Source organism: Roseibacterium elongatum DSM 19469 (assembly GCF_000590925.1).
Classification (GTDB): domain Bacteria; phylum Pseudomonadota; class Alphaproteobacteria; order Rhodobacterales; family Rhodobacteraceae; genus Roseibacterium; species Roseibacterium elongatum.
Genome location: NZ_CP004372.1, coordinates 2,203,042 through 2,227,068 on the forward strand (window position 1 = coordinate 2,203,042; position 24,027 = coordinate 2,227,068).

23 protein-coding genes, 2 tRNA genes and 3 pseudogenes are annotated in these 24,027 nt (G+C 65.1%); 10 read left to right on the forward strand and 18 right to left on the reverse strand.

The window, feature by feature from the left end:
- Positions 1–26: 26 nt before the first annotated feature.
- The 3 genes from ROSELON_RS10695 to ROSELON_RS10705 form a co-directional block, all read right to left on the reverse strand.
- The gene (locus ROSELON_RS10695) at positions 27–1,088 is read right to left on the reverse strand and encodes an acyl-CoA dehydrogenase family protein (protein ID WP_245605327.1); all 1,062 of its coding nucleotides are present in this window, start codon (positions 1,086–1,088) and stop codon (positions 27–29) included.
- 8 nt (positions 1,089–1,096) lie between these two features.
- A complete protein-coding gene (locus tag ROSELON_RS10700) occupies positions 1,097–2,284 on the reverse strand; it encodes an acyl-CoA dehydrogenase family protein (protein WP_025312393.1) in 1,188 nt (395 codons plus the stop codon).
- Positions 2,285–2,388: 104 nt separating this feature from the next.
- Positions 2,389–3,603 carry an acyl-CoA dehydrogenase gene (locus ROSELON_RS10705; RefSeq protein ID WP_025312394.1) on the reverse strand — a complete coding sequence of 405 codons (1,215 nt, stop codon included), beginning with the start codon at positions 3,601–3,603 and terminating at the stop codon, positions 2,389–2,391.
- A 141-nt stretch (positions 3,604–3,744) separates the two neighbouring features.
- Between ROSELON_RS10705 and ROSELON_RS10710 the strand changes: the two genes are divergently transcribed.
- Genes ROSELON_RS10710 through ROSELON_RS10720 form a run of 3 tightly spaced genes read left to right on the forward strand, consistent with a single transcriptional unit; the run spans position 3,745 to position 6,436 of the window.
- Entirely contained in the window at positions 3,745–4,980 is a 1,236-nt protein-coding gene (locus tag ROSELON_RS10710; RefSeq protein WP_025312395.1) for an acyl-CoA dehydrogenase family protein, read from the forward strand.
- Entirely contained in the window at positions 4,977–5,993 is a 1,017-nt protein-coding gene (locus tag ROSELON_RS10715) for a phosphotransferase family protein (RefSeq protein WP_025312396.1), read from the forward strand. Before ROSELON_RS10710 ends, ROSELON_RS10715 begins: the two co-directional genes overlap by 4 nt.
- Complete coding sequence (locus ROSELON_RS10720) at positions 5,990–6,436, forward strand: PaaI family thioesterase (protein WP_025312397.1); 447 nt, start codon at positions 5,990–5,992, stop codon at positions 6,434–6,436. Before ROSELON_RS10715 ends, ROSELON_RS10720 begins: the two co-directional genes overlap by 4 nt.
- A gap of 123 nt (positions 6,437–6,559) precedes the next feature.
- Here the strand turns inward: ROSELON_RS10720 and ROSELON_RS10725 are convergent, their stop codons facing one another.
- Positions 6,560–7,792: an FAD-binding domain-containing protein gene (locus ROSELON_RS10725; protein ID WP_025312398.1), complete on the reverse strand. Its 1,233-nt coding sequence runs from the start codon at positions 7,790–7,792 to the stop codon at positions 6,560–6,562.
- 120 nt (positions 7,793–7,912) lie between these two features.
- Here ROSELON_RS10725 and ROSELON_RS10730 point away from each other — a divergent pair, with 120 nt between their 5' ends.
- A complete protein-coding gene (locus tag ROSELON_RS10730) occupies positions 7,913–8,536 on the forward strand; it encodes an ATP-dependent Clp protease proteolytic subunit (protein WP_025312399.1) in 624 nt (207 codons plus the stop codon).
- Positions 8,537–8,692: 156 nt separating this feature from the next.
- Positions 8,693–9,958: an ATP-dependent Clp protease ATP-binding subunit ClpX gene (gene clpX / locus ROSELON_RS10735; protein WP_025312400.1), complete on the forward strand. Its 1,266-nt coding sequence runs from the start codon at positions 8,693–8,695 to the stop codon at positions 9,956–9,958.
- Positions 9,959–10,081: 123 nt separating this feature from the next.
- Here clpX and ROSELON_RS10740 read toward each other — a convergent pair whose 3' ends face one another.
- The 3 genes from ROSELON_RS10740 to ROSELON_RS10750 all read right to left on the reverse strand — a co-directional run bounded on the left by ROSELON_RS10740 (position 10,082) and on the right by ROSELON_RS10750 (position 12,208).
- Positions 10,082–11,107: a hypothetical protein gene (locus ROSELON_RS10740; RefSeq protein WP_025312401.1), complete on the reverse strand. Its 1,026-nt coding sequence runs from the start codon at positions 11,105–11,107 to the stop codon at positions 10,082–10,084.
- Positions 11,108–11,195: 88 nt separating this feature from the next.
- Positions 11,196–11,864 (reverse strand): sugar transferase, encoded by a 669-nt coding sequence (locus tag ROSELON_RS10745; RefSeq protein WP_245605328.1) that lies wholly within the window; start codon positions 11,862–11,864, stop codon positions 11,196–11,198.
- Positions 11,865–12,124: 260 nt separating this feature from the next.
- Positions 12,125–12,208: transfer RNA gene (locus ROSELON_RS10750), tRNA-Tyr, on the reverse strand.
- Between the two features lie 131 nt (positions 12,209–12,339).
- Between ROSELON_RS10750 and rlmB the strand changes: the two are divergent.
- The 4 genes and pseudogenes from rlmB (at position 12,340) to ROSELON_RS10770 (ending at position 14,638) form a co-directional block, all read left to right on the forward strand.
- A pseudogene (gene rlmB / locus ROSELON_RS10755) lies at positions 12,340–13,129 on the forward strand (23S rRNA (guanosine(2251)-2'-O)-methyltransferase RlmB).
- A gap of 3 nt (positions 13,130–13,132) precedes the next feature.
- Positions 13,133–13,441, forward strand: coding sequence for a hypothetical protein (locus ROSELON_RS10760; protein WP_025312405.1), 309 nt, complete (start codon positions 13,133–13,135; stop codon positions 13,439–13,441).
- Between the two features lie 44 nt (positions 13,442–13,485).
- A complete protein-coding gene (locus tag ROSELON_RS10765; RefSeq protein ID WP_051508399.1) occupies positions 13,486–13,962 on the forward strand; it encodes a YHS domain-containing (seleno)protein in 477 nt (158 codons plus the stop codon).
- A 202-nt stretch (positions 13,963–14,164) separates the two neighbouring features.
- The gene (locus tag ROSELON_RS10770) at positions 14,165–14,638 is read left to right on the forward strand and encodes a CoA-binding protein (protein WP_025312407.1); all 474 of its coding nucleotides are present in this window, start codon (positions 14,165–14,167) and stop codon (positions 14,636–14,638) included.
- A gap of 7 nt (positions 14,639–14,645) precedes the next feature.
- Here the strand turns inward: ROSELON_RS10770 and ROSELON_RS10775 are convergent, their stop codons facing one another.
- The 3 genes and pseudogenes from ROSELON_RS10775 to hisA all read right to left on the reverse strand — a co-directional run bounded on the left by ROSELON_RS10775 (position 14,646) and on the right by hisA (position 16,486).
- Positions 14,646–14,954 (reverse strand): phosphoribosyl-ATP diphosphatase, encoded by a 309-nt coding sequence (locus ROSELON_RS10775; protein ID WP_025312408.1) that lies wholly within the window; start codon positions 14,952–14,954, stop codon positions 14,646–14,648.
- Positions 14,951–15,712, reverse strand: a complete 762-nt coding sequence (hisF, locus tag ROSELON_RS10780; protein WP_025312409.1) for an imidazole glycerol phosphate synthase subunit HisF — start codon at positions 15,710–15,712, stop codon at positions 14,951–14,953. The genes ROSELON_RS10775 and hisF overlap by 4 nt, the downstream gene beginning before the upstream one ends.
- Positions 15,713–15,768: 56 nt before the next feature.
- Positions 15,769–16,486 (reverse strand): annotated as a pseudogene (hisA, locus tag ROSELON_RS10785) (1-(5-phosphoribosyl)-5-[(5-phosphoribosylamino)methylideneamino]imidazole-4-carboxamide isomerase).
- A 278-nt stretch (positions 16,487–16,764) separates the two neighbouring features.
- Here hisA and ROSELON_RS10790 point away from each other — a divergent pair.
- Positions 16,765–17,046 (forward strand): annotated as a pseudogene (locus tag ROSELON_RS10790) (DUF2147 domain-containing protein); the annotation flags it as partial.
- Positions 17,047–17,120: 74 nt separating this feature from the next.
- Here ROSELON_RS10790 and hisH read toward each other — a convergent pair.
- The 8 genes from hisH to ROSELON_RS17530 all read right to left on the reverse strand — a co-directional run bounded on the left by hisH (position 17,121) and on the right by ROSELON_RS17530 (position 24,012).
- Positions 17,121–17,759 carry an imidazole glycerol phosphate synthase subunit HisH gene (hisH, locus tag ROSELON_RS10795; protein WP_025312410.1) on the reverse strand — a complete coding sequence of 213 codons (639 nt, stop codon included), beginning with the start codon at positions 17,757–17,759 and terminating at the stop codon, positions 17,121–17,123.
- A gap of 4 nt (positions 17,760–17,763) precedes the next feature.
- A complete protein-coding gene (gene hisB, locus ROSELON_RS10800; protein WP_025312411.1) occupies positions 17,764–18,351 on the reverse strand; it encodes an imidazoleglycerol-phosphate dehydratase HisB in 588 nt (195 codons plus the stop codon).
- Between the two features lie 58 nt (positions 18,352–18,409).
- Positions 18,410–19,519 (reverse strand): DUF1972 domain-containing protein, encoded by a 1,110-nt coding sequence (locus ROSELON_RS10805; protein ID WP_025312412.1) that lies wholly within the window; start codon positions 19,517–19,519, stop codon positions 18,410–18,412.
- Positions 19,520–19,595: 76 nt separating this feature from the next.
- The gene (locus ROSELON_RS10810; protein WP_025312413.1) at positions 19,596–19,865 is read right to left on the reverse strand and encodes a hypothetical protein; all 270 of its coding nucleotides are present in this window, start codon (positions 19,863–19,865) and stop codon (positions 19,596–19,598) included.
- Positions 19,866–20,041: 176 nt separating this feature from the next.
- Positions 20,042–20,755 carry a YjbF family lipoprotein gene (locus tag ROSELON_RS10815; RefSeq protein WP_025312414.1) on the reverse strand — a complete coding sequence of 238 codons (714 nt, stop codon included), beginning with the start codon at positions 20,753–20,755 and terminating at the stop codon, positions 20,042–20,044.
- Positions 20,746–22,809, reverse strand: coding sequence for a YjbH domain-containing protein (locus ROSELON_RS10820; RefSeq protein WP_217520154.1), 2,064 nt, complete (start codon positions 22,807–22,809; stop codon positions 20,746–20,748). Before ROSELON_RS10820 ends, ROSELON_RS10815 begins: the two co-directional genes overlap by 10 nt.
- Positions 22,810–23,135: 326 nt before the next feature.
- Positions 23,136–23,210 (reverse strand) — tRNA-Gly (locus ROSELON_RS10825).
- 67 nt (positions 23,211–23,277) lie between these two features.
- Positions 23,278–24,012: a Flp family type IVb pilin gene (locus tag ROSELON_RS17530; RefSeq protein WP_217520156.1), complete on the reverse strand. Its 735-nt coding sequence runs from the start codon at positions 24,010–24,012 to the stop codon at positions 23,278–23,280.
- Between the last annotated feature and the right edge of the window lie 15 nt (positions 24,013–24,027).

The window sequence follows — 24,027 nt, forward strand, 5'->3', positions numbered from 1 at the left end:
TCCTGGCGCGGCGCGCGTGGGGTAGGTCAGGCGGTTTGCAGGGTCTCGATCAGCCGGCCCAGGTGATGATCGCTATCGCCAAGCTGGTGGTCGATCATCACCAGCCGCTTGGCATAGTGGCTGACCGGATACTCCCATGTCATGGCGATGCCGCCATGCATCTGGATCGCCTCTTCGGCCAGCTTGCGCGCGACGCGCCCGACGAGGTGCTTGGCCTGTGCAACCCGTTTCGCCTGTACCGGGGTGCCCATGGCACTGGCCGCGAGGATGACGATCGAGCGGGCCTGTTCGATGTCGATGGTCAGGTCGACGGCGCGATGCTGCAGGGCCTGAAAAGTGCCGATGGGCTGGCCGAACTGTTTGCGCGTCCCGAGATAGTCGATCAGCGCCGCGCTCGTCGCCTCCATCGCCCCTAGCGCCTCGGCCGAGAGCGCCAGCGCGCCCCAGTCCAGCGCGTCGGACAGTGCGGCCTGGGCGGCGGGCAGGATCGGCGTGGCGGGCGTGTCCTCCAGCAGCACCTCCGCGGCGGGGCCGCCGTCGATCATGGCATAGGGGTGCAGGTCGGCCTCGGCTGCCGCCAGGTCGAACAGTGCGATTTGCCCGTTGGCGCGCGCCGCGACAAGCAGCCGGTCGGCCACGCCGCCGCCGTAAACGACGCTCTTGCGCCCTGTCAAACGCCATCCGTCGCCTGTGCGGTCTGCGCGACAGGCGATGCCGTCCAGATCATAGGGCGCGTCCAACTCGCCAATGGCCACGGCGTAGCGGGTTTCGCCCGAGAGAAGCGCCGTCAGCGGCGTGCCCGTCGCCGACAGCAGCCGTGCCGCCATGACCGCGCCGAGGACAGGCTCGGGGCAGAGCGCGCGGCCGATCTCCTCGAAGATCACGGCGATGTCGAATCCGCTGCCCCCCATGCCGCCCCGATCCTCGCCCACCAGCGCATGGAAGAGGCCGAGGTCAGCCATTCCGGCCCATTTCTCCGGGTCGTGAAAGGGGGCCTGGTAGGCGACGCGCAGCCGGTGGTCCCATCCGTATTGCTCGGACAGGTAGCGCCGCAGCGTCTCGGCCAGCATGCGGCGGTCATCGCTCATCTCGAAATTCATCGCGCCATCATCCCCTTGGCCAGAATGTTGCGCTGGATCTCGTTCGAGCCGCCATAGATCGAGATCTTGCGGTTGTTGAAATAGCTGGCCGCGTCATGGGCGTGCCCCTCGGGGGCGATGGACAGGTTGCCGTCCAGATCCTCGGACGGGAAAGGGGCCGCCGCCGGCCCGAGCGCGCGGCGGGCGAGATCGTTGATGGCCTGCCGGATCTCGGTGCCCTTGATCTTGAGCATCGAGGGTTCGGCGCCCAGCCGTCCGCCCTGGGCCGCGCGGGCCAGCATGCGCAGGTTGGTGATCTTCATCGCGTCCAGTTCGGCCTCGATCCGAGCCAGGCGGGCAGCAAACAGCGTGTTCTGGATCAGGGGCCGGCCATTGCGCGTGATCTGGCGCGCCAGTGACTTGACCTGCTCGAGGGCCTGCACCGAAAACCCGACCCCGGCGATGTTCGTTCGTTCGTGGCCGAGCAGGAACTTGGCGATCGTCCAGCCCTCGTTTTCCGCGCCGACAAGGTTGGCGACCGGCACGCGCACATCGGTGAAGAACACTTCGTTCACCTCGTACCCGCCCTCGATCAGGCGGATGGGCCGCATTTCGATGCCGGGGCTGTCCAGATCGACGAGGACGAAACTGATCCCTTCCTGCGGCTTGCCGTCGACCTTCGTGCGCACGAGACAGAAGATGCGATTGGCGTATTGGCCCAGCGTCGTCCACGTCTTTTGCCCGTTGATCACATAGTGGTCGCCATCACGGTCGGCGCGGGTTTTCAGGCTGGCCAGATCGCTGCCAGCACCGGGTTCAGAATAGCCCTGGCACCACCAATCGGTGCCATCCAGGATGCGGGGAAGCAGATCGGCCTGCTGTTCGGGCGTGCCGAATTGCATCAGAACAGGACCCAGCATTTTCACGCCGAAAGGCACGATGCGCGGGGCACCGGCAAGGCAGCATTCTTCTTCGAAAACATGCTGCTCGATCGGACCCCAGCCCTCACCGCCGAACGCCTTGGGCCAGCTGCCCGCCAGCCAGCCGCGTGCATTCAGGATCGCGTGCCAGCGTTCCATGTCGTCTTTGCTCACCTCGCGGCGCGCGGTCACCTTGGCGGCGATGTCGCGTGGCAGGTGTTCGGCCAGAAAATCGCGCAGATCTGCCTGAAAAGCCCGCTCCTGCGGGGAATAGTCGAGATCCATGGTGTCTTCTCCCCCTTTGGTGCCCTCCTGCACCGCCTTGGGGAAAAGACTAACACGCGCGCCGCGCCGGGCCAGTCCGACGCGACGTCGCCGCGCGCGCAGCGTCAGAAAAACGCCTGCAACCCGGTTTGCGCGCGCCCCAGGATCAGGGCGTGGACGTCATGAGTGCCCTCGTAGGTATTCACCGTCTCGAGGTTCTGGGCGTGGCGCATGACGTGGTATTCCGCCATGATCCCGTTGCCGCCATGCATGTCGCGGGCTTGGCGTGCGATCTCCAACGCCTTGCCGCAATTGTTGCGCTTGATCAGGCTGATGACCTCGGGCGCGCAGGTGCCGTCATCCATCATGCGACCGGCACGCAACGCGGCTTGCAGGCCCAGGGCGATCTCGGTCTGCATGTCGGCCAGCTTTTTCTGGAACAGCTGCGTCTGCGCCAGCGGGCGGTTGAACTGCGTGCGGTCCAGCCCGTATTGCCGTGCGCGGTGCCAGCAATCCTCGGCCGCGCCCATCACGCCCCAGGCGATGCCGTAGCGGGCACGGTTGAGGCAGCCGAACGGCCCCTTGAGGCCCTCGACATGGGGCAAAAGCGCATCTTCGCCGACCTCGACCGCGTCCATCACGATCTCGCCCGTCACACTGGCCCGCAGCGACAGCTTGCCGCCGATCTTGGGCGCGCTCAGACCCGTCATGCCCTTTTCAAGCACAAAGCCACGGATCTTGCCGCCATGCGCCTCGGATTTGGCCCAGACGACGAAGACATCGGCGATGGGTGCGTTCGAGATCCACATCTTGGCGCCGGACAGGACGTAGCCGCCATCGACCTTTTTGGCGGTCGTCTTCATCCCCGCCGGGTCGCTGCCGGCCTCGGGTTCGGTCAGGCCGAAACAGCCGATCAACTCCCCCTTGGCAAGGCCGGGGAGGTATTTCTGTTTCTGCTCTTCGGTGCCATAGGCGTTGATCGGGTACATAACCAGCGAGGATTGCACCGACATCATCGAGCGATAGCCGGAATCGATGCGCTCGATCTCGCGCGCGACGAGGCCATAGGTGACGTAGCCCGCGCCAAGACCCCCGTATGCCTCGGGGATGGTGACGCCCAAGAGGCCCATCTCACCCATCTCGGCGAACACCTCGGGGGTGACGGTCTCGTTCAGGTAGGCGTCGGTCACGCGCGCCAGCAACTTGTCCTGCGCATAGGCGCGGGCGCTGTCGGCGATCATGCGTTCCTCTTCCGACAACTGGCTGGTCAGGTGAAACGGGTCGGCCCAGTCGAAGGGCGCAAGCGAGGGGCCGGTATGGCGCGTCTGTCCGTCAGGCATGTCTGTCTCCTCAAATCTTGCGCGCAACTCATCCCATTTGCACTGTTTGTGCAAGCCTCTCAGCTTGCGAGGGCCGGATGCGCCGTCTAGCGTCAGCCCAACAAGGGAGATTTTTGGGGAGGAGGGGCCATGGAACCCGCAATGGACCTTGGCCAGACGGCGCGCGTGCGCCCGCTGGTCGAACAGGTGCGCCAGATGGTCCGCGAGGAGATCGCGCCGCTGGATGCCGAATATCACGCCGAGGTGGGCCGCCACCCGTCGGGCGACCGGTTCGCGATGACCGAGCGGCAATTGGAGATCCTGGCGTCGCTCAAGGACAAGGCCAAGGCGCGAGGGCTGTGGAACTTCTGGTTGACTGACAGCGACAAGGGCTATGGCCTCAGCACGGTCGAATACGCCTATCTGGCCGAAGAGATGGGCGCGGTGACCATCGCACCCGAGATCTTCAATTGCAACGCGCCCGATACCGGCAATATGGAGGTGCTCGAACGCTACGGCACCCAGGCCCAGAAAGATCGCTGGCTGCCGGGGCTGATGGAGGGGCGGACACGGTCCGCCTACCTGATGACGGAACCTGACGTGGCCTCCTCGGATGCCGTCCAGATTTCGCTAAAATGCGAAAGAGACGGTGAAGACTACGTCCTAAATGGTGAGAAATACTGGGCAACCGGTGCGGGTGACCCGCGATGTTCGCTCTATATCGTGATGACGCGCAGCGATCCGGACGCGCCGAAACACAGCCGCCACACCATGCTGTTCGTACCCGCCGATACACCGGGCATCGAGGTGCTGCGCCCCATGCAGGTTTTCGGCCATGACGACGCGCCGCACGGGCATATGCATATCCGCTTCACCGATGTGCGCGTGCCGCTGGATGCGGTCGTTCTGGGCGAGGGGCGCGGCTTCGAGGTGGCGCAGGGCCGGCTGGGGCCGGGGCGCATTCACCATTGCATGCGCGCCATCGGTCGGGCCGAGTATGCCCTTGAATTGGCATGCAAAAGGGCGCTGGGGCGCGAGGCCTTCGGCAAGCCGCTGGCCGACCTGGGCGCGAATTATGACATCATCGCCAATGCCCGGATCGAGATCGAGATGACCCGTCTGCTCTGTCTCAAGGCCGCGTGGATGATGGATCATGCCGGTGTGCGGGCTGCGCAGCCATGGATTTCCAAGATCAAGGTGCAGGCCCCCCTGATGGCCTTGAAGGTGGTGGACGAGGCGATGCAGATCTTCGGCGCCACCGGCATCAGCCAGGACACGCCGCTGGCTGGCATCTGGACGGATCTGCGCACGCTGCGTTTTGCCGATGGGCCCGACGCCGTTCACCGCAGGCAGGTCGCGCGCGCCGAATTGCGCAAATACACCAACGCCGCCCCATGAGCGATCTGGATCTGTCGGCGATCGGGGCGTGGATGGCCACCCATGCCCCCGACCTGCCGCCCCCTGTGGCCGCGACCAAGTTCGCAGGCGGGCAGTCGAACCCCACCTTTCTGCTGCGGCCTGCGGTTGGAGCGGCCTATGTGTTGCGCCGCAAGCCGCCGGGGCCATTGCTGAAATCGGCCCATGCGGTCGAGCGCGAATATCGCGTGCAGCGCGCGCTGGCCGGCAGCGGCGTGCCTGTCGCGCGGATGCACGCCCTGTGCGAGGACGAGCGCGTGATCGGCTCGGCCTTCTACCTGATGGGCCATGTCGCCGGGCGCAGCTTTGATGACCCCCGGCTGCCCGAGATCCCGCGCACCGAGCGGGACGGGTACATCATGGAGATGGTGCGCGTTCTGGCGGCGATCCATCGTGTCGATCTGGAGGCGACGGGCCTGACTGATTTCGGCCCGCAGGGCAACTATTTCCGGCGTCAGATCGACCGGTGGAGCAAACAGTATCGCGCCACTGAAACCGACGCGATCCCGGCGATGGATCGGTTGATGGCCGCACTGGACAGGGATTGCCCCGCCGATGACGGGCGCGTGACCCTGGTGCATGGCGATTACCGCCTCGACAACTTGATCTTTGATGCGCAAAGCCCTGATATCGTGTCTGTTCTCGACTGGGAGCTCTCTACGCTAGGCCATCCGTTCGCCGACCTCGCCGCCCTCATCATGCAATGGCAGATGCCGCCGGGGGCCCAGGGGCGCGGCCTGGCGGGTGTCGACCGCGAGGCACAAGGCCTGCCATCGGACGCGGCCGTTGTGGCGGCCTATTGCGCGCGGATGGGGCTCGACGAGATCCAGGATTTCGGATTCTACGTCGCGTTCTGCTTTTTCCGCATGGGGGCGATCCTGCAGGGCGTGAAGAAACGGGCGCTCGATGGCAACGCGTCGAATCCCGAACGCGGGCTGGACCTCGGTGCCTTGGTGCCGGTCTACGCTGCCGCGGGCGAGGAGGCTTTGCGATGACCGATTTGCGGCCTGACCTGCAAGAGCCCGCCTATGCCCTGCAGGCGCATTTGGGGTTCGATCTGACCGGGTGGCGGCAGGATTGGGCGCGGGTCGAAATGCCCTTGGGCGCGCATCTGATGAACCGTCAGGGATTGCCCCATGGGGGCGTCCACGCCACCTTGCTGGATACCGCGATGGGTTATGCGGGGTGTTACACCGGCGACCCTGCGGTTCGGCAAATGGCGCTGACGCTTTCCCTGACCGTGAATTTCCTGGCGCGCCCGGCCGGTCAGCACCTGATCGCCGAGGGCCAACGCACCGGCGGGGGCAGATCGACCTATTTCGCCGAAGGTCACCTGCGCGACGAAACGGGCGTCGTGCTGGCCAGGACCAGCGGTGTGTTTCGTTATCGCCCTGTGCAGGACGGGCCATTACAGAGCCCTGTGGATAACTCTGCGTGACAGTCGTGTCGACCCTGCGGCGCTTTTGAAAAACCCATATGCTTGACGGCCTGTGGGGTCGCAATCGGCGTTTCTCCGCAAGCGGGCTTGTCTTTTTCGAACGTCACCGTGGCAACCCTGTCTTTATCGCATCAGGTGTGACACCAAACCCGGTATCTGCTCCTTGAAGCGGAAGAACCCGTGTGTCGCATGCGGCCAGGCGGCGGCATCCCACGGGCGCAGGACCTGCACGACCGTGCCGCCCAGATCCGCCATCGCCCGGTCAATCTGTTTCAGCGCGGACGCGGCCGGCCCGACCGGCGCGTAAGCCGTGACAAGCTGCTCGATCCCGGTCTCTGCCACCCAGGCCGTGATCTCGTCGGCGGTGGCGTCCGCCGGTCCGCGGCTGCCCAGCTTGTCCGCCCATCGCGCGCGCGCATCCTCGATCGCACCGCGCGTGAAGGCGGTGACGGGGGCGGCGGCCCCGCGGGGCGAGCGGGCCTCGACCGAACACAGCGTGGCGTGGGCCACGGGCTCGGCCACGCCCTTTAGGCGCTCCAGGACGAAACCAGGCGACAGATCGTCCTCGGTCAGCAGCACGGCCGTGCGCCGCCCCGGCTGCGGGTCGCTGCCCCTGGGCGCGGGCCGGCGTTCGGGCGCGGGTGGCCCTGAGAGGGGCGCAGCCTCCTGAACCAGGCGCTCCAGCCCCGCGTCGATCGGCCGGTCGCCGGTGTATTTCCGAATGTTCGAGGGCCGCGCCAGGTAATGTTTCCCCCGTGTCTGCAGCCCGGCGACCCATCGCCAGCCAAGCGTGTTCGAGGCCGGGTCCCCATCGATCAGATGACGCAGGAAATGGTCCGCTCCGATCTCCCATGGCAAGCGCAAGGTAAAGATCCAGATCGACGCGGCCCACATGCGCGCGTGATTGTGAAGATAGCCGGTCCCGGCCAATTCCCGCATCCAGCCGTCAAAGGCCGCGATCCCGGTTTCTCCGGCTTCGGCCTCGGCGACGCGCTGATGCAGCGCCGGGTCCCGCGCCATCGCATCCAGCGCCGCCGACAGGCCGCTTCGATAGTCTGACCAGACGGCCGGCCGCATTTCCAGCCAGCCCTTCCAGTAGGTGCGCCACAAGGCCTCTCGGATGAACTTTTCCGCCGAAGCCAATGAAAAACGGCCCAAAACGGCTTGGGCGACTTCCTCTTCGGTCAGCAGCCGATGGCGGATATAGGGAGACAGACGCGAAACATGCGGGTGGCCATGATCGGGCAAATCGTGGTTGCGCATGGCCGCATAATCGCGACCGGCCTGCGGCAAAAAGGATTTCAGGCGGCCAAGTGCGGCCGCACGGGTCGGGGGAAATGTCTGCTGCTCTGTCATGGCGGCGTCATTTAGGGCGCGTGCCGCGCCCGACCATGAGACGTCGCGCGCCCTTGCAGCCCCCCCGATGCCCCCCTAAGACTCTGTCGAAAGCAACGCGCATCAGGTGAGGCAGGCGTTATGAAAGATCCCCACGAGTTTTACATGAATACCCTCGTTCCCATGGTCGTCGAGCAGACCAGCCGGGGCGAGCGGGCCTACGACATTTTCTCGCGTCTGCTGAAAGAGCGCATCATCTTCGTTTCGGGTCCGGTGCATGACGGCATGTCCAGCCTGATCGTGGCGCAGCTGCTGCATCTCGAGGCAGAAAACCCGTCGAAAGAAATCTCGATGTACATCAATTCGCCCGGCGGCGTGGTGACCAGCGGGCTGTCGATCTACGACACGATGCAATATATCAAGCCCAAGGTGTCGACCTTGGTCATCGGGCAGGCGGCGTCGATGGGGTCCTTGCTGCTGACGGCGGGGGAAAAAGGCATGCGCTTTTCCCTGCCAAACAGCCGCATCATGGTGCACCAGCCCTCGGGCGGCTATCAGGGGCAGGCGACGGATATCATGATCCACGCCCAGGAGACGCAGAAACTTAAAGATCGCCTTAACCAGATCTATGTTAAGCACACGGGCCAGGATTTCGAGACCGTGGTCGATGCGCTCGAGCGGGACAACTTCATGGATCCCGAGCAGGCCAAGGAATGGGGCTTGATCGACGAGATCGTGGAAAGCCGCGCGGGCGCGGAGGGGTAAGCGCCCCTGCCAGGGCCGAGGCGAAAATGACACGGTTTCGCGCCCTGGGAATTTGAGATTGTGAAGGCGCCGGGGCTGTTTTAGTCTTTCTAAGGTCCGGCCCGGCGCCGGAAAAACGGGGCAAACGCCCCCCGACGACCCGTCTAGGGAGACGACATGGCAAGTTCATCCGGCAGCGACTCGAAAAACACGCTCTATTGTTCGTTCTGCGGCAAGAGCCAGCACGAGGTGCGCAAACTCATCGCCGGACCCACGGTGTTCATCTGCGACGAATGCGTCGAGCTGTGCATGGACATCATCCGCGAAGAGACCAAAAGCAGCGGCCTCAAGGCCACGGACGGCGTTCCCAGCCCGCAGGAGATCTGCGACGTGCTGGACGATTACGTCATCGGCCAGGCTCACGCCAAACGCGTGCTCTCGGTCGCGGTGCACAATCACTACAAACGCCTCAACCACGCGGGCAAATCGGATATCGAGCTGAACAAGTCGAATATCCTGCTGATCGGTCCCACGGGCTGCGGCAAGACGCTGCTGGCCCAGACGCTGGCCCGCATCCTCGATGTGCCCTTCACCATGGCCGATGCCACCACCCTGACCGAAGCCGGTTATGTCGGGGAGGATGTCGAGAACATCATCCTCAAACTGTTGCAGGCCAGTGAGTACAATGTCGACCGGGCGCAACGCGGCATCGTCTATATCGACGAGGTCGACAAGATCACGCGCAAGTCCGACAACCCCTCGATCACCCGCGACGTGTCGGGCGAGGGCGTGCAGCAGGCGCTCTTGAAGATCATGGAAGGCACGGTCGCCAGCGTGCCCCCTCAGGGCGGGCGCAAGCATCCGCAGCAGGAGTTCCTGCAGGTGGACACGACGAACATTCTGTTCATCTGCGGCGGTGCCTTTGCCGGTCTGGAAAAGATCATCGCGCAGCGCGGAAAGGGGTCGGCCATCGGCTTCGGCGCCGACGTCAAGGACAATGACAGCCGCGGCATCGGCGAGGTATTTACCGAGCTCGAACCCGAGGACCTGTTGAAATTCGGTCTTATCCCCGAATTCGTCGGCCGCCTGCCGGTGATCGCGACGCTGACGGACCTCGACGCCGAGGCGCTGGTCCAGATCCTGACCGAGCCAAAGAACGCCTTGGTCAAGCAATACCAACGGTTGTTCGAGCTTGAGGATGTGGCGCTGAAATTCACCGATGATGCATTGGTGGCCATCGCCAAACGGGCGATTGCGCGCAAGACCGGGGCCCGTGGCCTGCGCTCGATCATGGAAGATATCCTGCTGGATACCATGTTCGAACTGCCCAGTGCCGAGGGCGTCGAAGAGATCGTGGTGAACGAAGAGGCGGTCACGTCGGATGCGCAGCCGCTGATGATCTACGCCGAGCGGAAAAAGGGCGAGCCGGCCACCGCCGGCTGAGCGGGCCGCGCTGGCGGCCGCAGGGCCAGATTGATGGATGTGATGCGGCGTCGTCCCTTACAGGACGGCGCCGTTGTCGTTTTCCGATCTCTTTGAGTCCAATCCTAGGGTGGGCGGCGCGGATCACCGCAACCAGAGTTTTTCGCGTTTGAGGGTGTTGCGCAGGGCCTGTTCCCGGCGCGGCAGGTTCGCCTGATCGAAAAGCGCCCGCGCCTTGGCGCCTTTCCCCTGATAAATCATGCGTTTCATCGGGTCGTAACCCTTGAGCACCTTTTTGACGCGGTTCGGCGCCGTCACGGTCTCCAGAATGTCGATCACCCGCTGATCTTCGCGCGCATAGAGCAGCGGCAGCAGCCGGTAGTGACAACTGGTCTGTCCGTCCAGCCATCCCTCTTTCAGCGCGTCACGTCCCCCGCCGAGGCTGTGAATCACGAGGGGCAGAGCCACCTGATCCAGCCACGGATCGAGGGACTGGCAAACCAGTTCTGCCGGCGGGTCGTCGCGGATCGCCAGGGCATAGTCCAGAAACCGTGCGCCGAATTCGTGCGGGCAGCGGTAGTAGAAGAACCCGGCGTTGAAATAGAGATACCGCCGCCAGTACTCATCGGGCTGCGACAGGTCCAGCGATGTTTCGAAGTCGAGACCGAACTTGTCGTACAGCGATTTCCACGTCTCGGTGTAGCCGGGGCCATAAAGTTCGATCTGGGGCCATGTCCCCTCGACCCGACGACTGGCCGAGGGGCGGTCGAAATCGAAGGGCACCCGCGTCACATCGTCGAGGATCAGCGTATCACTGTCGAAAAAGACGAAGGGCTCGCCTTTGGGCAGCGCCGACAACAGTTCGATCTTGTTGCCATAGGGATATCGCTCGCCGAAATGGCGCGCCTCGAACGGGATGATCGACGCGCCGCACGCCTCGAGCAGGCCACGCACCCCGTCGTCGGACATGCGCGGTGATCGCGACCATGCGTCACTATCGTTGGGTTCCGCCACCAAAAGCTTGCCGGGAAAATCGGGGTTCGCCGCCCGAAAGGACACGGCGAACAGGGCCGCTTCGTATTGGAGCCGGCCCGATTGCCCAACGATGACCACGTTGAAAGGGTGCGTCCGGGGGGGCGCGGGGGACCCTTTTTGGGCAGGCTCCGGCATGCGGGACATGGCTGCTCGACCTCCGCCGCGTTCTTGTTCGTATTGGCCCCGGTATAACGTCAAGGCCGACGCGTGGCCACGGGCTTGATTACTCGCCGCGCATGTCGATGACGGCTCGGATGGTCTGCCACAGGATCCACGTGTCGAGCCGCAGACCCGCACTGCGGATATAATCCATGTCGGCCGCGGTTTTCAGGCGCGTCGCCTCGAGGCCCTGAGCATACCCGACTTCGATCTGGGCAAGGCCGCTGATGCCCGGACGCACGGCGTGGCGGGCACGATACTCGGGAATGGCGCGGATGTAGCGATGGGCATGGATGAAATAATCGGGGCGCGGGCCGATCAGGCTCATCTCGCCGCGATAGACATTCAGGATCTGCGGCAGTTCGTCAAAGCGGGACCGCCTGAGAAAGCCACCGATCTTCGTGATGCGATCCACTTCGAGCGGGGCGTTCAGCGGGCGGCAGCGGGCCGTGCCTGGCGCGGCTTGCCGCATGGTGCGGAACTTGTAGGCCCAGAACGGGCGGCAATTGCGCCCCATCCGTATTTGCCGAAAGAAGAGGGGGCCCGGGTTGAAAATCGGGTTCAGGATCAGCAGCGCCAGACCCACAACAACCATCGCCGGTAAAAGAACGATTGTCGAAAAGACCAGATCGAAGGCCCGTTTGGAGATGCGGAACACGGCATCGGATGTCCGCGCGCGCAAGGTTCTGCTGCGCGACTCGGTGAAACCACTGACATCAGGTACCAGCGTCACGCGACACCTCCAAAATCCCCCGGTTTTCCGTCGCTCGGTGGCAGCCTGCGTCGGTCAGCCGCTTGTTCTGCATGGCATCCTAGACGGATTGCCGTCAATGTCGGGGCCGGTGATCGGGAAACTAACCACAGGTGTCATAATAATGCCACAACCTGTGAATTGCTCTCGCGGCAAAGGCTCAGGCATCTCGTCAAGGCCGGTGCCGCACCGAGGGCCGCAACGCAACCATCTCGGAGATGCACGACCCGGAAGCGGGGAAGTGGTGGGCGACCCTGGAATCGAACCAGGCATGGGTCTCCCCGGCGGAGTTACAGTCCGCTGCCGCACCTTGCAGCACGTCGCCCGACGCGATGGGCTGGATAATGGGGCGTTGGGGGGGCGTCAACTGCAAATCGCGCGAATCCGCGCCTCGGGCTTGGCATTCCGTGTCGCGCCCCGTAACGCCAAGCTATCCGTCACGCAAAAGGATCGCGCCATGGCCAGAAAACCCACCTGGGTCATCGAAAAGGAACGGGGCAAGCGGGCCGCCGCCGCCGAAACGGTCTGGCTGTTCGGTCTGCATGCCGTGCGGGATGCCTTGCTCAATCCGAAACGGGAAAAGCTGCGGCTGGTGGTGACGCGCAATGCCGAGGCCAAGCTGAGCGATGCCATCGCCCAGGGCGGCCTGAGCCCCGAATTGGCCGACGCCCGCAAGTTCCCGGTTCCACTGGATGCGGGGTCCGTGCACCAGGGTGCGGCGCTCGAGGTCAGGCCGCTGGATTGGGGGGCACTGGACGACCTGGTCACCGCCGGGAGCGGAGCGCCCTGTGTCGTTCTGCTCGACCGGGTCAGCGACCCGCACAATGTCGGGGCGATTCTGCGCTCGGCCGAGGTGTTCGGCGCCCGCGCCGTGATTGCCCCCGCCCGGCATTCCGCCCCCGAGACGGGCGCGCTGGCCAAGACGGCCTCGGGGGGCGCTGGAACGCCAACCTTATCTGCGGGTGGCGAATCTGGGAAACACGATGGAGCGTCTGCGCGACATGGGTTTTGTCCTTATCGGTCTCGATGGCGCCGGGGATGTCGACATCGGCGCGGCGGCGGCGCAGGCCGGAACGCGCCCCGTCGCGTTGGTGATGGGTGCCGAGGGGCCGGGTCTACGCGCCCGGACCCGTGATCTTTGCGATCTGTTGGCGCGAATCCCGGCGACGGGGGCTTTTGGCTCGCTCAACGTCTCGAATGCGGCGGCCGTGTCCCTATATGCCATGACACGGGAGTTTTCGGAGTAATCGATGCCGCATCAGACCAAGATCGCCACCTGTTCCTATTGTGGCCGTCGACAGACCCTGCGTCTGACGGCGCGGGACGGACATGAACTGGCCTGTGGGGCCTGCGGCGCCCCCCTGCACGAGATGAAGTGGCTGAAGCCGGCCGAAACGCGACAAGCCGCCAAGCGCAGCCCGGCCCAGCCCGCCCCCCATGGCAAGCCGCCCAAATCGGATCGGCCTGACCGGCGCAAGAAAAAACGGAAAAAGCGCAAGGGCCTGCTGCGCGAGGTGTTCGAGGAGGGGTTCGATTTCCTCGAGGACATTTTCGATTGACGTCTGTCTGCCCCGCACCAGGCAGATCGCACAGGAGGCCGCCCTTGTCCCAGTCAGCTGACCGATACGACCGCCGCCGCGCATTGGGGGTCATCGCCGCCGGATCTGCGATTGCGCTTGTGGTGGCCCGGCCCGCGGACGCGGCCGAACCGCCGGTCTTTCAGCAGGGCGGGTTTGCCCTCGGGGGGACGGACCCCGTGGCCTACTTCACGCAGGCACAGCCGCTTGCCGGCGATCCGTCGCTGGTCCACGACTGGCAGGGCGCGCGATGGGCGTTTGCCGAGGCGGATCACAGGGATCGTTTCGCGGCCGCGCCCGAAAGCTTCGCGCCTGCATTCGGCGGGTATTGCGCCTTTGCCGCGGCGCGGGGGTATCTGGCCCCCACCATTCCCGAGGCATGGCATATCCATGACGGGCGGTTGTTCCTGAATGCGTCGATGCGGGTCTTGCGCCGTTGGCGGGCGGAATTGCCCGATGTCATCGCGCAAGGCGACGCGAACTGGCCGGGGATTCTGGGCTGAACAGACCATTTGGGAAGCGCAGAACCGCCATGTGGCGTGATCACGAAATTGTGCCACCCCTTCAATTCCCGCAATCTTGCCCCATCTGTTTCATAGGTGCGGCGGTACGGAACACCGCGCACCCATCACTGTCCCTCGTTCCGTGACTTGCGCCCGCCGGATTTCCGCTGCGGGCGCTTTTTTGTCGTGATATGCAGCGGGCATGACGACACAGCCTTCAGATGACCTTTTGCGGCGCGTGCTGCGCCAGTCAAAAAGCTTTGCCTGCGTGGGGGTCAGCCCCAATCCCGTCCGGCCCAGCCATTACGTCGCGCGCTATCTGCGGCTGAAAGGGTATCGCGTGGTGCCGGTCAATCCGGGGCAGGCGGGCCAACAGATGTTCGGCGCGACCTGTGTGGCCGATCTGTCCGAGATCGCGGGCGGTGTGGACGTGGTCGACATTTTCCGCCGCCCCGAGGCCGTGCCCGCCATCGTCGAGGCCGCCTTGCAGATGCAGCCGCGCCCAAAGGTGATCTGGATGCAGATCGGCGTCGAGCACCCCGAGGCCGCCGCCGAGGCCGAGGCCGCGGGCCTGATTGTCATCCAGAATCGCTGTCCCAAAATCGAGTATCAGCGCCTGTTCGGCGAGTTGCGCATGGGCGGGTTCGCAACGGGCATCATCAGCTCGAAACTGTGACGATAATCTAGCGGCTGGCCTTTTCCTCGATGCCCGAGGTGCCCTCGCGCCGTTCGAGCTCGGCATAGACATCGGCCAGCGCCACGTCGCGCGAGGCCAGCATGACGAGGAAATGATACAGCACGTCGGCCGCTTCGGCAGTCAGCTTTTCGCGGTCCCCGCGCGCGGCCTCGATGATCGCCTCGATGGCCTCTTCGCCGAATTTCTCGGCGGCTTTCTTGGGGCCGCGCGCCAACAGCTTGGCGGTCCAGGACGATTTCGGGTCGGCGCCCTTGCGCGCCTCGATCGTGGCGGCCAGCCGTTCCAGCGTGCTCATGTCAGCCTCATGGGGATGCCCGCCGCGGCCATATGGGCCTTGGCCTCGGCGATGGTGTAGGTTCCGAAGTGAAAGATCGACGCGGCCAGCACCGCGCTGGCATGGCCCTCGGTCACGCCCTCGACAAGGTGGTCGAGCGTGCCGACCCCGCCCGACGCGATCACCGGGACGGGCACGGCATCGGCGATGGCGCGGGTCAGCGGGATGTTGAACCCCTGTTTCGTGCCGTCGCGATCCATCGAGGTCAGCAGGATTTCGCCCGCACCCTTGGCCACGACGGTTTTCGCGAATTCGACGGCGTCGATGCCCGTGGGTTTGCGCCCGCCATGGGTGAAGATCTCCCATTTTCCGGGGGCGACCGTCTTGGCGTCGATGGCGCAGACGATGCATTGACTGCCGAACTTGTCGGCGGCGCGGGCCACCACGTCGGGGTCGGCCACGGCGGCGGAGTTGAACGACACCTTGTCGGCCCCGGCCAACAGCAGGTTGCGCACATCCTCGACCGTGCGCACACCGCCGCCAATGGTCAACGGCATGAAACAATGCTCGGCCGTGCGCGTGGCCAGATCATACATCGTGCCACGATTCTCATGGGTGGCGTGGATATCGAGAAAGCACAGCTCGTCGGCGCCGGCGGCGTCATAGGCCTGCGCCTGTTCCACCGGGTCGCCGGCATCGATCAGATCGACGAAGTTCACGCCTTTGACGACGCGCCCGTCGGCGACGTCAAGGCAGGGGATGATCCGGGTCTTGAGCATGGGGACGCTCTACGCCATCGCAGCCGAGGGGGGAAGCGTGTTCACGCGCGGCGGCCTCATGCCAGGGCGGCCAGCGCCGCCGTGAGGTCCAGCGCCCCGTCATAGAGCGCGCGGCCCGAAATCGCCCCCGAGATCACGCCGGTATCGCGCAGCGCCTCGAGATCGGCCAGCGACGCAACGCCACCCGAGGCGATGACGGGGATCCTGGTCGCCCGCGCCAGATCGGCCGTGGCCGACACGTTCGGCCCGCCCATCGCCCCGTCACGGTCGATATCGGTGTAGATGATCGCGGCCACGCCGGCATCCTCGTAGCTGCGGGCCAGATCGGTCGCCATGACGTCGGTCTCCTCGGCCCAGCCCTTGGTCGCCACGCGGCCCTTGCGGGCGTCGATGCCGACCGCGACCTGACCGGGGAACGAGGCGGCGGCCTGCCACACAAGGTCGGGGTCCTCGACCGCGACGGTTCCCAGGATCACGCGGGCGATGCCCTTGTTCAGCCACATCTCGATCGTGTCGAGATCGCGGATCCCGCCCCCCACGTTGCGCGGGCACGTCCGTTGCCTCGAGGATTGCCTCGACAGCGGCACCGTTGACCGGCGCGCCGGCAAAGGCGCCGTTCAGGTCGACGAGGTGCAGCCATTGGCAGCCCGCGTCCTGAAACGCGCGGGCCTGTGCGGCGGGGTCGGTGTTGAACACGGTGGCCTTGTCCATCTCGCCGCGCAGCAGGCGCACGGCGGCCCCATCCTTGAGGTCGATGGCTGGGTAAAGGATCATGACGCGGCCCCCGGTATCGGATGAAAAACTCCGTGTGCTTTTGCACCGCGTCCGTGGCGGGGGCAAGGGTGTGCCGCCGCCCCGACGCCGCCCCGACGCCCCCACGTCAACCTTGCCAGTGGCCGCGATTTGCCCGCACCCTGATGCTCAGGGAGTTTTGGGAGGACACCTTGATGAAGAAACTGGCTGTTGGCCTTGCCCTTGTGATGGGGCTTGCCGGACCCGCATCCGCCGACATCGCCGAAGGGATCTGACAGACCGAGCCGGATGACGGATCCTTTGCCATGGTCCGCATGACGACCTGTGGCAATGCCGTATGCGGCACGATCATTCGCACCTTCGACGAAACCGGCGAATACCAGTCCGAGAATATCGGCCGGCAGATCGTGATCGATATGGTTCCGCAAGGCGATGGGCGCTACGAGGGATCGGTCTATCGCCCATCGAACGACCGCATCTATATCGGCCGGATGGAGGTCGACGGCGATCGCCTGTCGCTACGGGGCTGTGTGGCGGGCGGGTTGCTCTGTGCCCGGCAGAACTGGGTGCGCCTGCAGTAGCGCCGCATCGTATCGGCCTCTCCGGGAAAGAGCGCCGCGTGGCGCTCTTCTTGATGCCGGTCAGGGGCGCCAGGTCAGGGGCGCCAGGTCAGAAAATTGGCGATCAGGCGCAGGCCCGCGCGCTGGCTTTTCTCGGGGTGGAACTGCGTGCCGACCACGGTGTCGCGTGCGACGATCGCCGTGACCGGCCCGCCGTAATCGGCGTGCGCCAGCAGCGTGTCGGGTTCTGCGACGCGCATCGCGAAGGAATGCACGAAATAGGCGTGATCGCCCGTTTCCAAGCCATCGAGCACCGGGTGCTGGCGGTCGATCACCAGATCGTTCCAGCCCATATGCGGCACTTTCAGCGACGCGTCATCGGGTTCGATCCGGACAACCTCGCCGGGGATCCAGCCAAAGCCCGCGACATCCTCGTACTCGCGGCCCCACGTGGCCAGCATCTGCATGCCCACGCAGATCCCCAGGAACGGCACACCGCGCGTCTCGACCGCTTCGATCAGGGCCTGTTCCAGCCCCTCGAACCCTTGCAGCCCGCGGCGGCAGGCGGGGAAGGCCCCGTCGCCCGGCAGCACGACGCGGTCGGCGCGGGCCACCTGCTCGGGGTCGGATGTGACAATCACGCGGCCGGCATCGACCTCGCGGGCCATGCGTTGAAAGGCCTTTTCCGCGGAATGCAGATTGCCCGAGTCATAATCGATCAGGACGGTGGTCATCGGGTCACAAACTGCCCTTCGTCGACGGGATCGCGTCGGATTTGCGCGGGTCGGAGTCCAGCGCATCGCGCAGCGCCCGTGCCACCGCCTTGAAGGCGGCCTCGGCGATGTGGTGGCTGTTCAGACCGTGCAGCGCATCGACATGCAGCGTAAGGCCGCCATGGGTCGACAGGGCCTGAAAGAACTCGCGCACCAGCTCGACATCGAACGTGCCGATCTTTTGCGTCGGAAACGCGACGTTCCATACAAGGTAAGGCCGCCCCGACAGGTCCAGCGCCGCGCGCACCAGCGCATCGTCCATCGGCAGCAGGCAGGCGCCATAGCGGCGGATGCCCCGCTTGTCGCCCATCGCCTGTGTCAGCGCCTGGCCCAGCGTGATGCCCACATCCTCGACCGTGTGGTGATCGTCGATATGCAGATCCCCCTCGGCCGAAATGGTCATGTCGATCAGGGCGTGTCGGGCCAACTGGTCCAGCATGTGATCGAAAAAGCCCACGCCGGTCCGGTTGTCGTACCGGCCGCTGCCATCGAGGTCGATCTCGACCGTGATATCGGTTTCCGCGGTCTTGCGGGTGATCTGAGCGCTGCGCATCGGGTTTCTCCGTCGTCTTGTGGGCGCTTATAGGCGCGTGCGGGGGGCAGGGAAAGCCTCAGAGACCCAGCAGGTCGAAATAGGCTGCGGCAACCTCGTCCCAGCGGTAGCGGCGGTTGGCGATCTCGGCCAGTGCGGTGCCGATCTGCCGCGCCAACGGCGTGTCGCAAAGGTCGGGATAGAGGCGGGCCAACCCCTCGGCATCACGGAACCTTGCGGCCCGATCCTCGGTGGTTTCCAGATTGTAGGCGCAGTCAAAGACCGCGACGGGAATGCCGAAATGCATCATCTCGACCAACGACGGGTTCGTGCCGCCCGCCGTGTGGCCATGGATATACAGATGCGCCCGGTCGCGGATGGCCCGCAGGCGCGCGGGATCGTGTTCCGCATCGAGCAGGTGAAGATGGGACGCGCCGCGATAGGTCGCCTTCAGCGCGCGGCCCTGCGCGGTGTCCTGCCAGTTCGAGACCAGCACCAGCGGCCGGTCGGGATAGGGCGCAAAAGCGTCGAGGATGAGGTCGAGACTGTTTTCGGGTTCCGCCCGCGCGATCCCGAGCGCATAGCGTTCCGGCAGGTTCAGGTCCGCGATATCGGCCGGGGCGGGCCTCAGGGCGTGATCCCCGCCATAGGCGATGATGCGCGGCGCGCGGCCATAGCGGGCCTCGATCTCGTCGGCGATCACCCTGTTGTCGGCGATGACCGCATGGGCGGCGCGCACCGCGCCTGCTTCGGACCGGCGCAGGAAACCGCGGGCCGCCTTGCCCCATTTCTTGCGGCCCCATTCACGCCCGTCGATATTCACGATCAGGCGGCTGCGGCCGGTCCAGCGGAACAGCGGCAGGGCCGCCGTGCCCGACGTGCCGAGGACCAGCACCGTGGTCGCCGGGTCCTTCCCCCAGCATTCCCGCGCCATGGAGGCGATATCGTAGGGGATCGACTGCACGCCATTCGCCCGCAGGGGCAGGCTGCGCAGCCGGGCCCCCAGCCACCGCTGCGGCGGCGGCGGGGTGCCGCGCGGGGCAGGGCACCACACCGTGAACCGGTCTGACACCCCCTCGAGGGCCGCGGCGCGGATCAGTTGCTCGGCCAAGGTCTCGAACCCGCCATAGCGGGCCGGCACGCCATTCGTACCGACTATGGCAATGCGCGGCCCGTCCCGTCCGGGCATGCGGTGTCTCCCCGTCAGAAAAAAAGGGACCCGCAGCGGCGTTCCGCTGCAGGCCCCCTTCTGTAATGTCCGTGGTTCAGGTGCCGTTGGTGCCCGAGGAGGACGAGAGACCAATTGCAACGGCCCCGATGAAGACGACACCGCCCACGATGATGGCCCCGCTGGGGATGCTTCCGAGGATCGGAAGGGCGGCAACGCACTCGTCATATGCTTCTTGCGTGTTGAAGTCCGCCGGGTCGCATTCATCCTGAGACGACGCGGTGGTGCTGAGCGGGCGAATGTCTTGGGCGATGACTGGGGTGGCCATCAACAGCGCCATCAAAGACGCGGACAGGATCTTGGGCATGGTTGGCCTCCAAATTGGCAATTCGGGTTGGTTGTACGTGAGCTATTTGCATCGATCAACGGTTTCCGGCCGGATCGAAGAAAAACGACCGCAAGGGGTCACTGGCAGATCAACTATTCAGCAAAGTCCTCCATTCTTGCCAACGGGATGAACGCGGACCGACGGGCGTGCCACGATCAATTCAACCTTTCGATCAGCAAATGGCCGACTTCGGGAGAGACCCATTGTTCTGATCGCCGGACCGTTCCGTTCGCTTCGACCCAGTACTGGTTATCGTAGCTGCCAGCCGGCGTTTCGCATGTCTCGACCAGTCGCGTGACCGTGTAGTGAATGTCGTAAATGTCGATCGTTTCCCGTCCCGTGGCGCGCACGGAACAGACATGCAGGCTTTGCGACCGGGATTGTTCGCGCAACTCGCCATCGAGATGGACCATGATGCGGTTGTACGAGCCCGCCCGCTGCCCCGACCAGGTGGCCACCAGCGCGGTCGCCTCGGACGCCATGAGATCGGCGCCGTAGCCGCGCGTCGACCGCAGGACGCCGTCCGACGTCAAGGCCAGACCTCGGTCCTCGGGGCTGCGCCATGTTTCGACACCGCCGTTCTCGCCGACAAGCGAAAAGAGCTCGGCCCCGTCAACGGTCGGCCATTCCACGAGCAGAAGCGGCCGGTTGATCCGTTCGATACGGTCGCGGGTCAGCATGGCACGCGCCTCGGAGGCCGTGGTCGTCTCGGCCTCGCCCCCCGGCAGGATCGCAGAGGTCAGGTTGCGCGCGACCGACAGGGCCGGGGTGTTACCCGCATCGCCACAGGCGGCAAGGCCAAGAACCAGCACGGCCAGTACGGATGTCACATGCCGGCTGCGCTTGTGGGTCAGTCGGGTCAGCGCCACAGCATGCCCTCCGTCTCCTCGAGGTTGGGACGATGGTAATCGGTGATCAGATCGTGCAGGCGTCCCTCCACCTGCAGGCGCGCGCCGCCGTCACGCTGGATGGGGCGCAGGACCGTCGTGACCGTATTGCGCGTCGAGGTGCCGAAGAACCACGTGGTCGGGATCGTCAGCTCGATTCCCTTGTCGAACGACCCCTCGCCGAATTCTTCGAAGCTGACATCGGTGAAGGTGGCAAAGGCGCCGACGCTCCAGCCGTTCGCGAAATCGCGATCGACCCGGAAGGTGGCGCCGTAATCCCCGGCCAGATACCGGCCGACGTCGACCTGTCCGCTGAAATCGTCCATGATCGGGAAGTAGGCCGAGACATGGCCGGACGTGACCGAATAATCCTGCACGCCGAACAGTCCGTCGAAATCGCGCCGCCAGACATGGTTCAATTCCACGCCGAGGCCCAGGGGGCTGTCGGCGCGTTGCCACAGGATCTCGCCCGAGGCGCCGGCGAACATGCGTTCGAGATATCCAAAGCTCAGCCGCGTGTAGAAGTCGCTGCCGATCTGGCCGTAATGCGACAGGGTCAGGCGCGGAATGTGAAGCTCGCTCTCTTGGTGGTAGAGCGCCCCTTCGGACCGGACGGGGAAGGGGCCACCGGGTTCGATGCCATCGACGATGCGCGCCTCGCTGAGGTTGCCGACAAGCGGCAGCCGCACGACACCCTCGGCCACGAAGCCGTCGCCGAATTCATATCGGGCCTCGGCCTCGATGCCCAGATCGGCGCGAAACGGGGTTTCCGGATCGAAGAGCGCGGTTTCCACATAGGGGCCCACGCCCCAGGTCAGACGGTTCGGCGCGCTGCCGGGAATGGAAATCGTGGCCGGATCGCGCACCTGCCCGGCGCCCTCGACCTCGGCGCCGGCAAGCAACCGCGATGGGCCGTTCACGTCATGCTCCAACGCCTCGACGTCGCGGCGGTTGACCCGCACGCGGCTGGCATCGGCGCCGTTGACCGTGAAGATGACTTCGAACACCTCGACCGAATGCGGCATGGTCACGCTCATCACGCGCAGGACACGGCCAAGTGCCTGTGCCTCCTGCGGATAGACGATGTTGCGCACGCGCAGGGTCGCGCGCCCCGGATCCAAGGCCAGCGACACCAGTTCCAGGCCGCCATCTTCCTCGAACAGACGCTCGACATTGTCGCGCAGGATGGGTGGGCCGTCGGCCTGGGCGACCCAGGCCGTGGAATAGCCGTTGTCGGCCCGTGGGCGCGGCAGCACCGGCTCGGGGGCGCGGTCGAAAGACCCCGCCACCACCCCGCGGCGCGGGCTGGTCGCAATCGAGTAGGTTAGCCCGACGGTCGTGCCGTACAGGTAATGCGCCCCGATCTGTCCCCAATCGCCCAGATCGTAGGTCGCCCCTACATTGATCGGGCTTTCGATGGTAATGACGCCATCGGCGACCTCTTCGCGATAGAGATCCGAGGAATACTCGAGTTGCAGCCTCAGCCGGTCGGTGGCCTGGTATTCGATGCCCCCGAAAAAGGCCGCGTCGCCCCGGAAGAACTGATCGACATTGACCGTGCCGCCTTCGCCGACGTCGCGCGCCGGTCGATCGCCCAGGCCGAACGGGTTGTCGAAGGCGTCGCGCCCGCCCAGACGACCAAAGCCCAGGCCCGCCGTCACGGCCAGTTGATCGCGCGCCCCGAAATGGCGGGTCGCCACGATATATTCGCCGCCATAGATCCCGGTTCCCGCGATATCGCGGATGCCCACGGCCAGAGACGGCCACCAGCTTTCTTCCTCGATCACTTGCCAGTGCAGGTCGAAACTGCGGTCCAGAAAGTAGGGTTCCGAAATGGCGCTGCTACCCGGCTGAAAATCGGGCGTGCCCGCGTAGCGAAAGGTCGCCGTCAGGCTGGGCAGCACCTGGAAGGCCAGCGTGCCGCGCACAGTCCCGTCGATATAGGATCCGGTGAACGCAAGATCGGCATCCGGCAAGACGTTGGCGCTGGGCATGTCGACCAGCCCCGGCAAGCCGTAATAATTCAAGGTCGGCATGCTCGACAGGGTATCGGCCGCCCCATCCGTGGCGATGGCCACATGGGCGAGGCACCCAAGACTCACACATCCGACGAGGCGAAGGCTGGTCATTCAGTGGCGGTTCCGGGTCTTGTGATCCAACGACGGCGGCGCAGCACGGGCGGCACATACGCGCATGCTACAGTGTGGCATCTCGCTACGATCTATGGGGGCCAAAAGACAGGCAGGACCGCAGGCCGCACGGCGATCGCAGCAATTCTGCAACACCGCACGCACGTCAGAGAAGCGTGCTTTGTGCGTTGACGGCTTTGAGTGAACGGCTCTCCGGTGGGTTGTCGGAGAAATGGAGCGGGTGATGAGATTCGAACTCACGACCCTTACCTTGGCAAGGTAATGCTCTACCCCTGAGCTACACCCGCTCTGTGAGGGCGGTGTTTAGTCCGAGGTTTCGGGGGCCGCAAGAGGAAAATTCCATCTTTTTTCCGATCACGGCGTTTCGGTGGAAATCACCTGAATATTGTCGATTCCCAGCGACTCGTCGGTGTGGGAGCTGTTCAGGGTGGTGCCGAACCCAAGCTCGATTTCCGAGGCGCCGCCGGTTTCGATCACAAGGGTCACGGGCTGGGTATAATCGACGTAATGGCCCGCATGGCCGGCGTCGAAATACCCGCCCTGCGTCGCCACCGGGTCGCCGAAGGTCACCGTCACGCCGCCAAGCTCGGTCATTGCGGGCGGCACATCGCCTGTCCCGAACTGCGGATGGTCGAGATGGGTGAATGTGCCCAGCGCCACCGCCGTGCCGTTGATGTAGACATAGGCGTTTTCGTTGTCCCAGCTGTCGACAAAGGCGAGATCGAAGGTGATTTCCGCATAGGCGGCATTGGGGTCGAGCGCGATCGTCGCGTAGGTGCCGATGCCGCCGGCGTTGTCCTGGCCATCCAGCACCAGCATGTTGCCGAAGCCGGGCACATCCAGCACGACCCCGCCCAGCCATGTCCCGATGCCGGTCTCGAAATCGAAGGCGGCCAGGACCGATTCCGTGACCTCCATGACCGCGCTGAGCCCGGTCGAGATGTCGCCCGACAACGAGTTCAGGCCGCTGCTGGTTGCCGAGATGACGGCCAGCCCGACCCCCAGCGTCGCCGCGCTGAGCACGGCCCAGTCCACCGCCGTCGCGCCGCTTTCGTCAAAAGCGAACGCACGTGGTGTTGCCGTGTGCATGTGTCGGACAGGGTC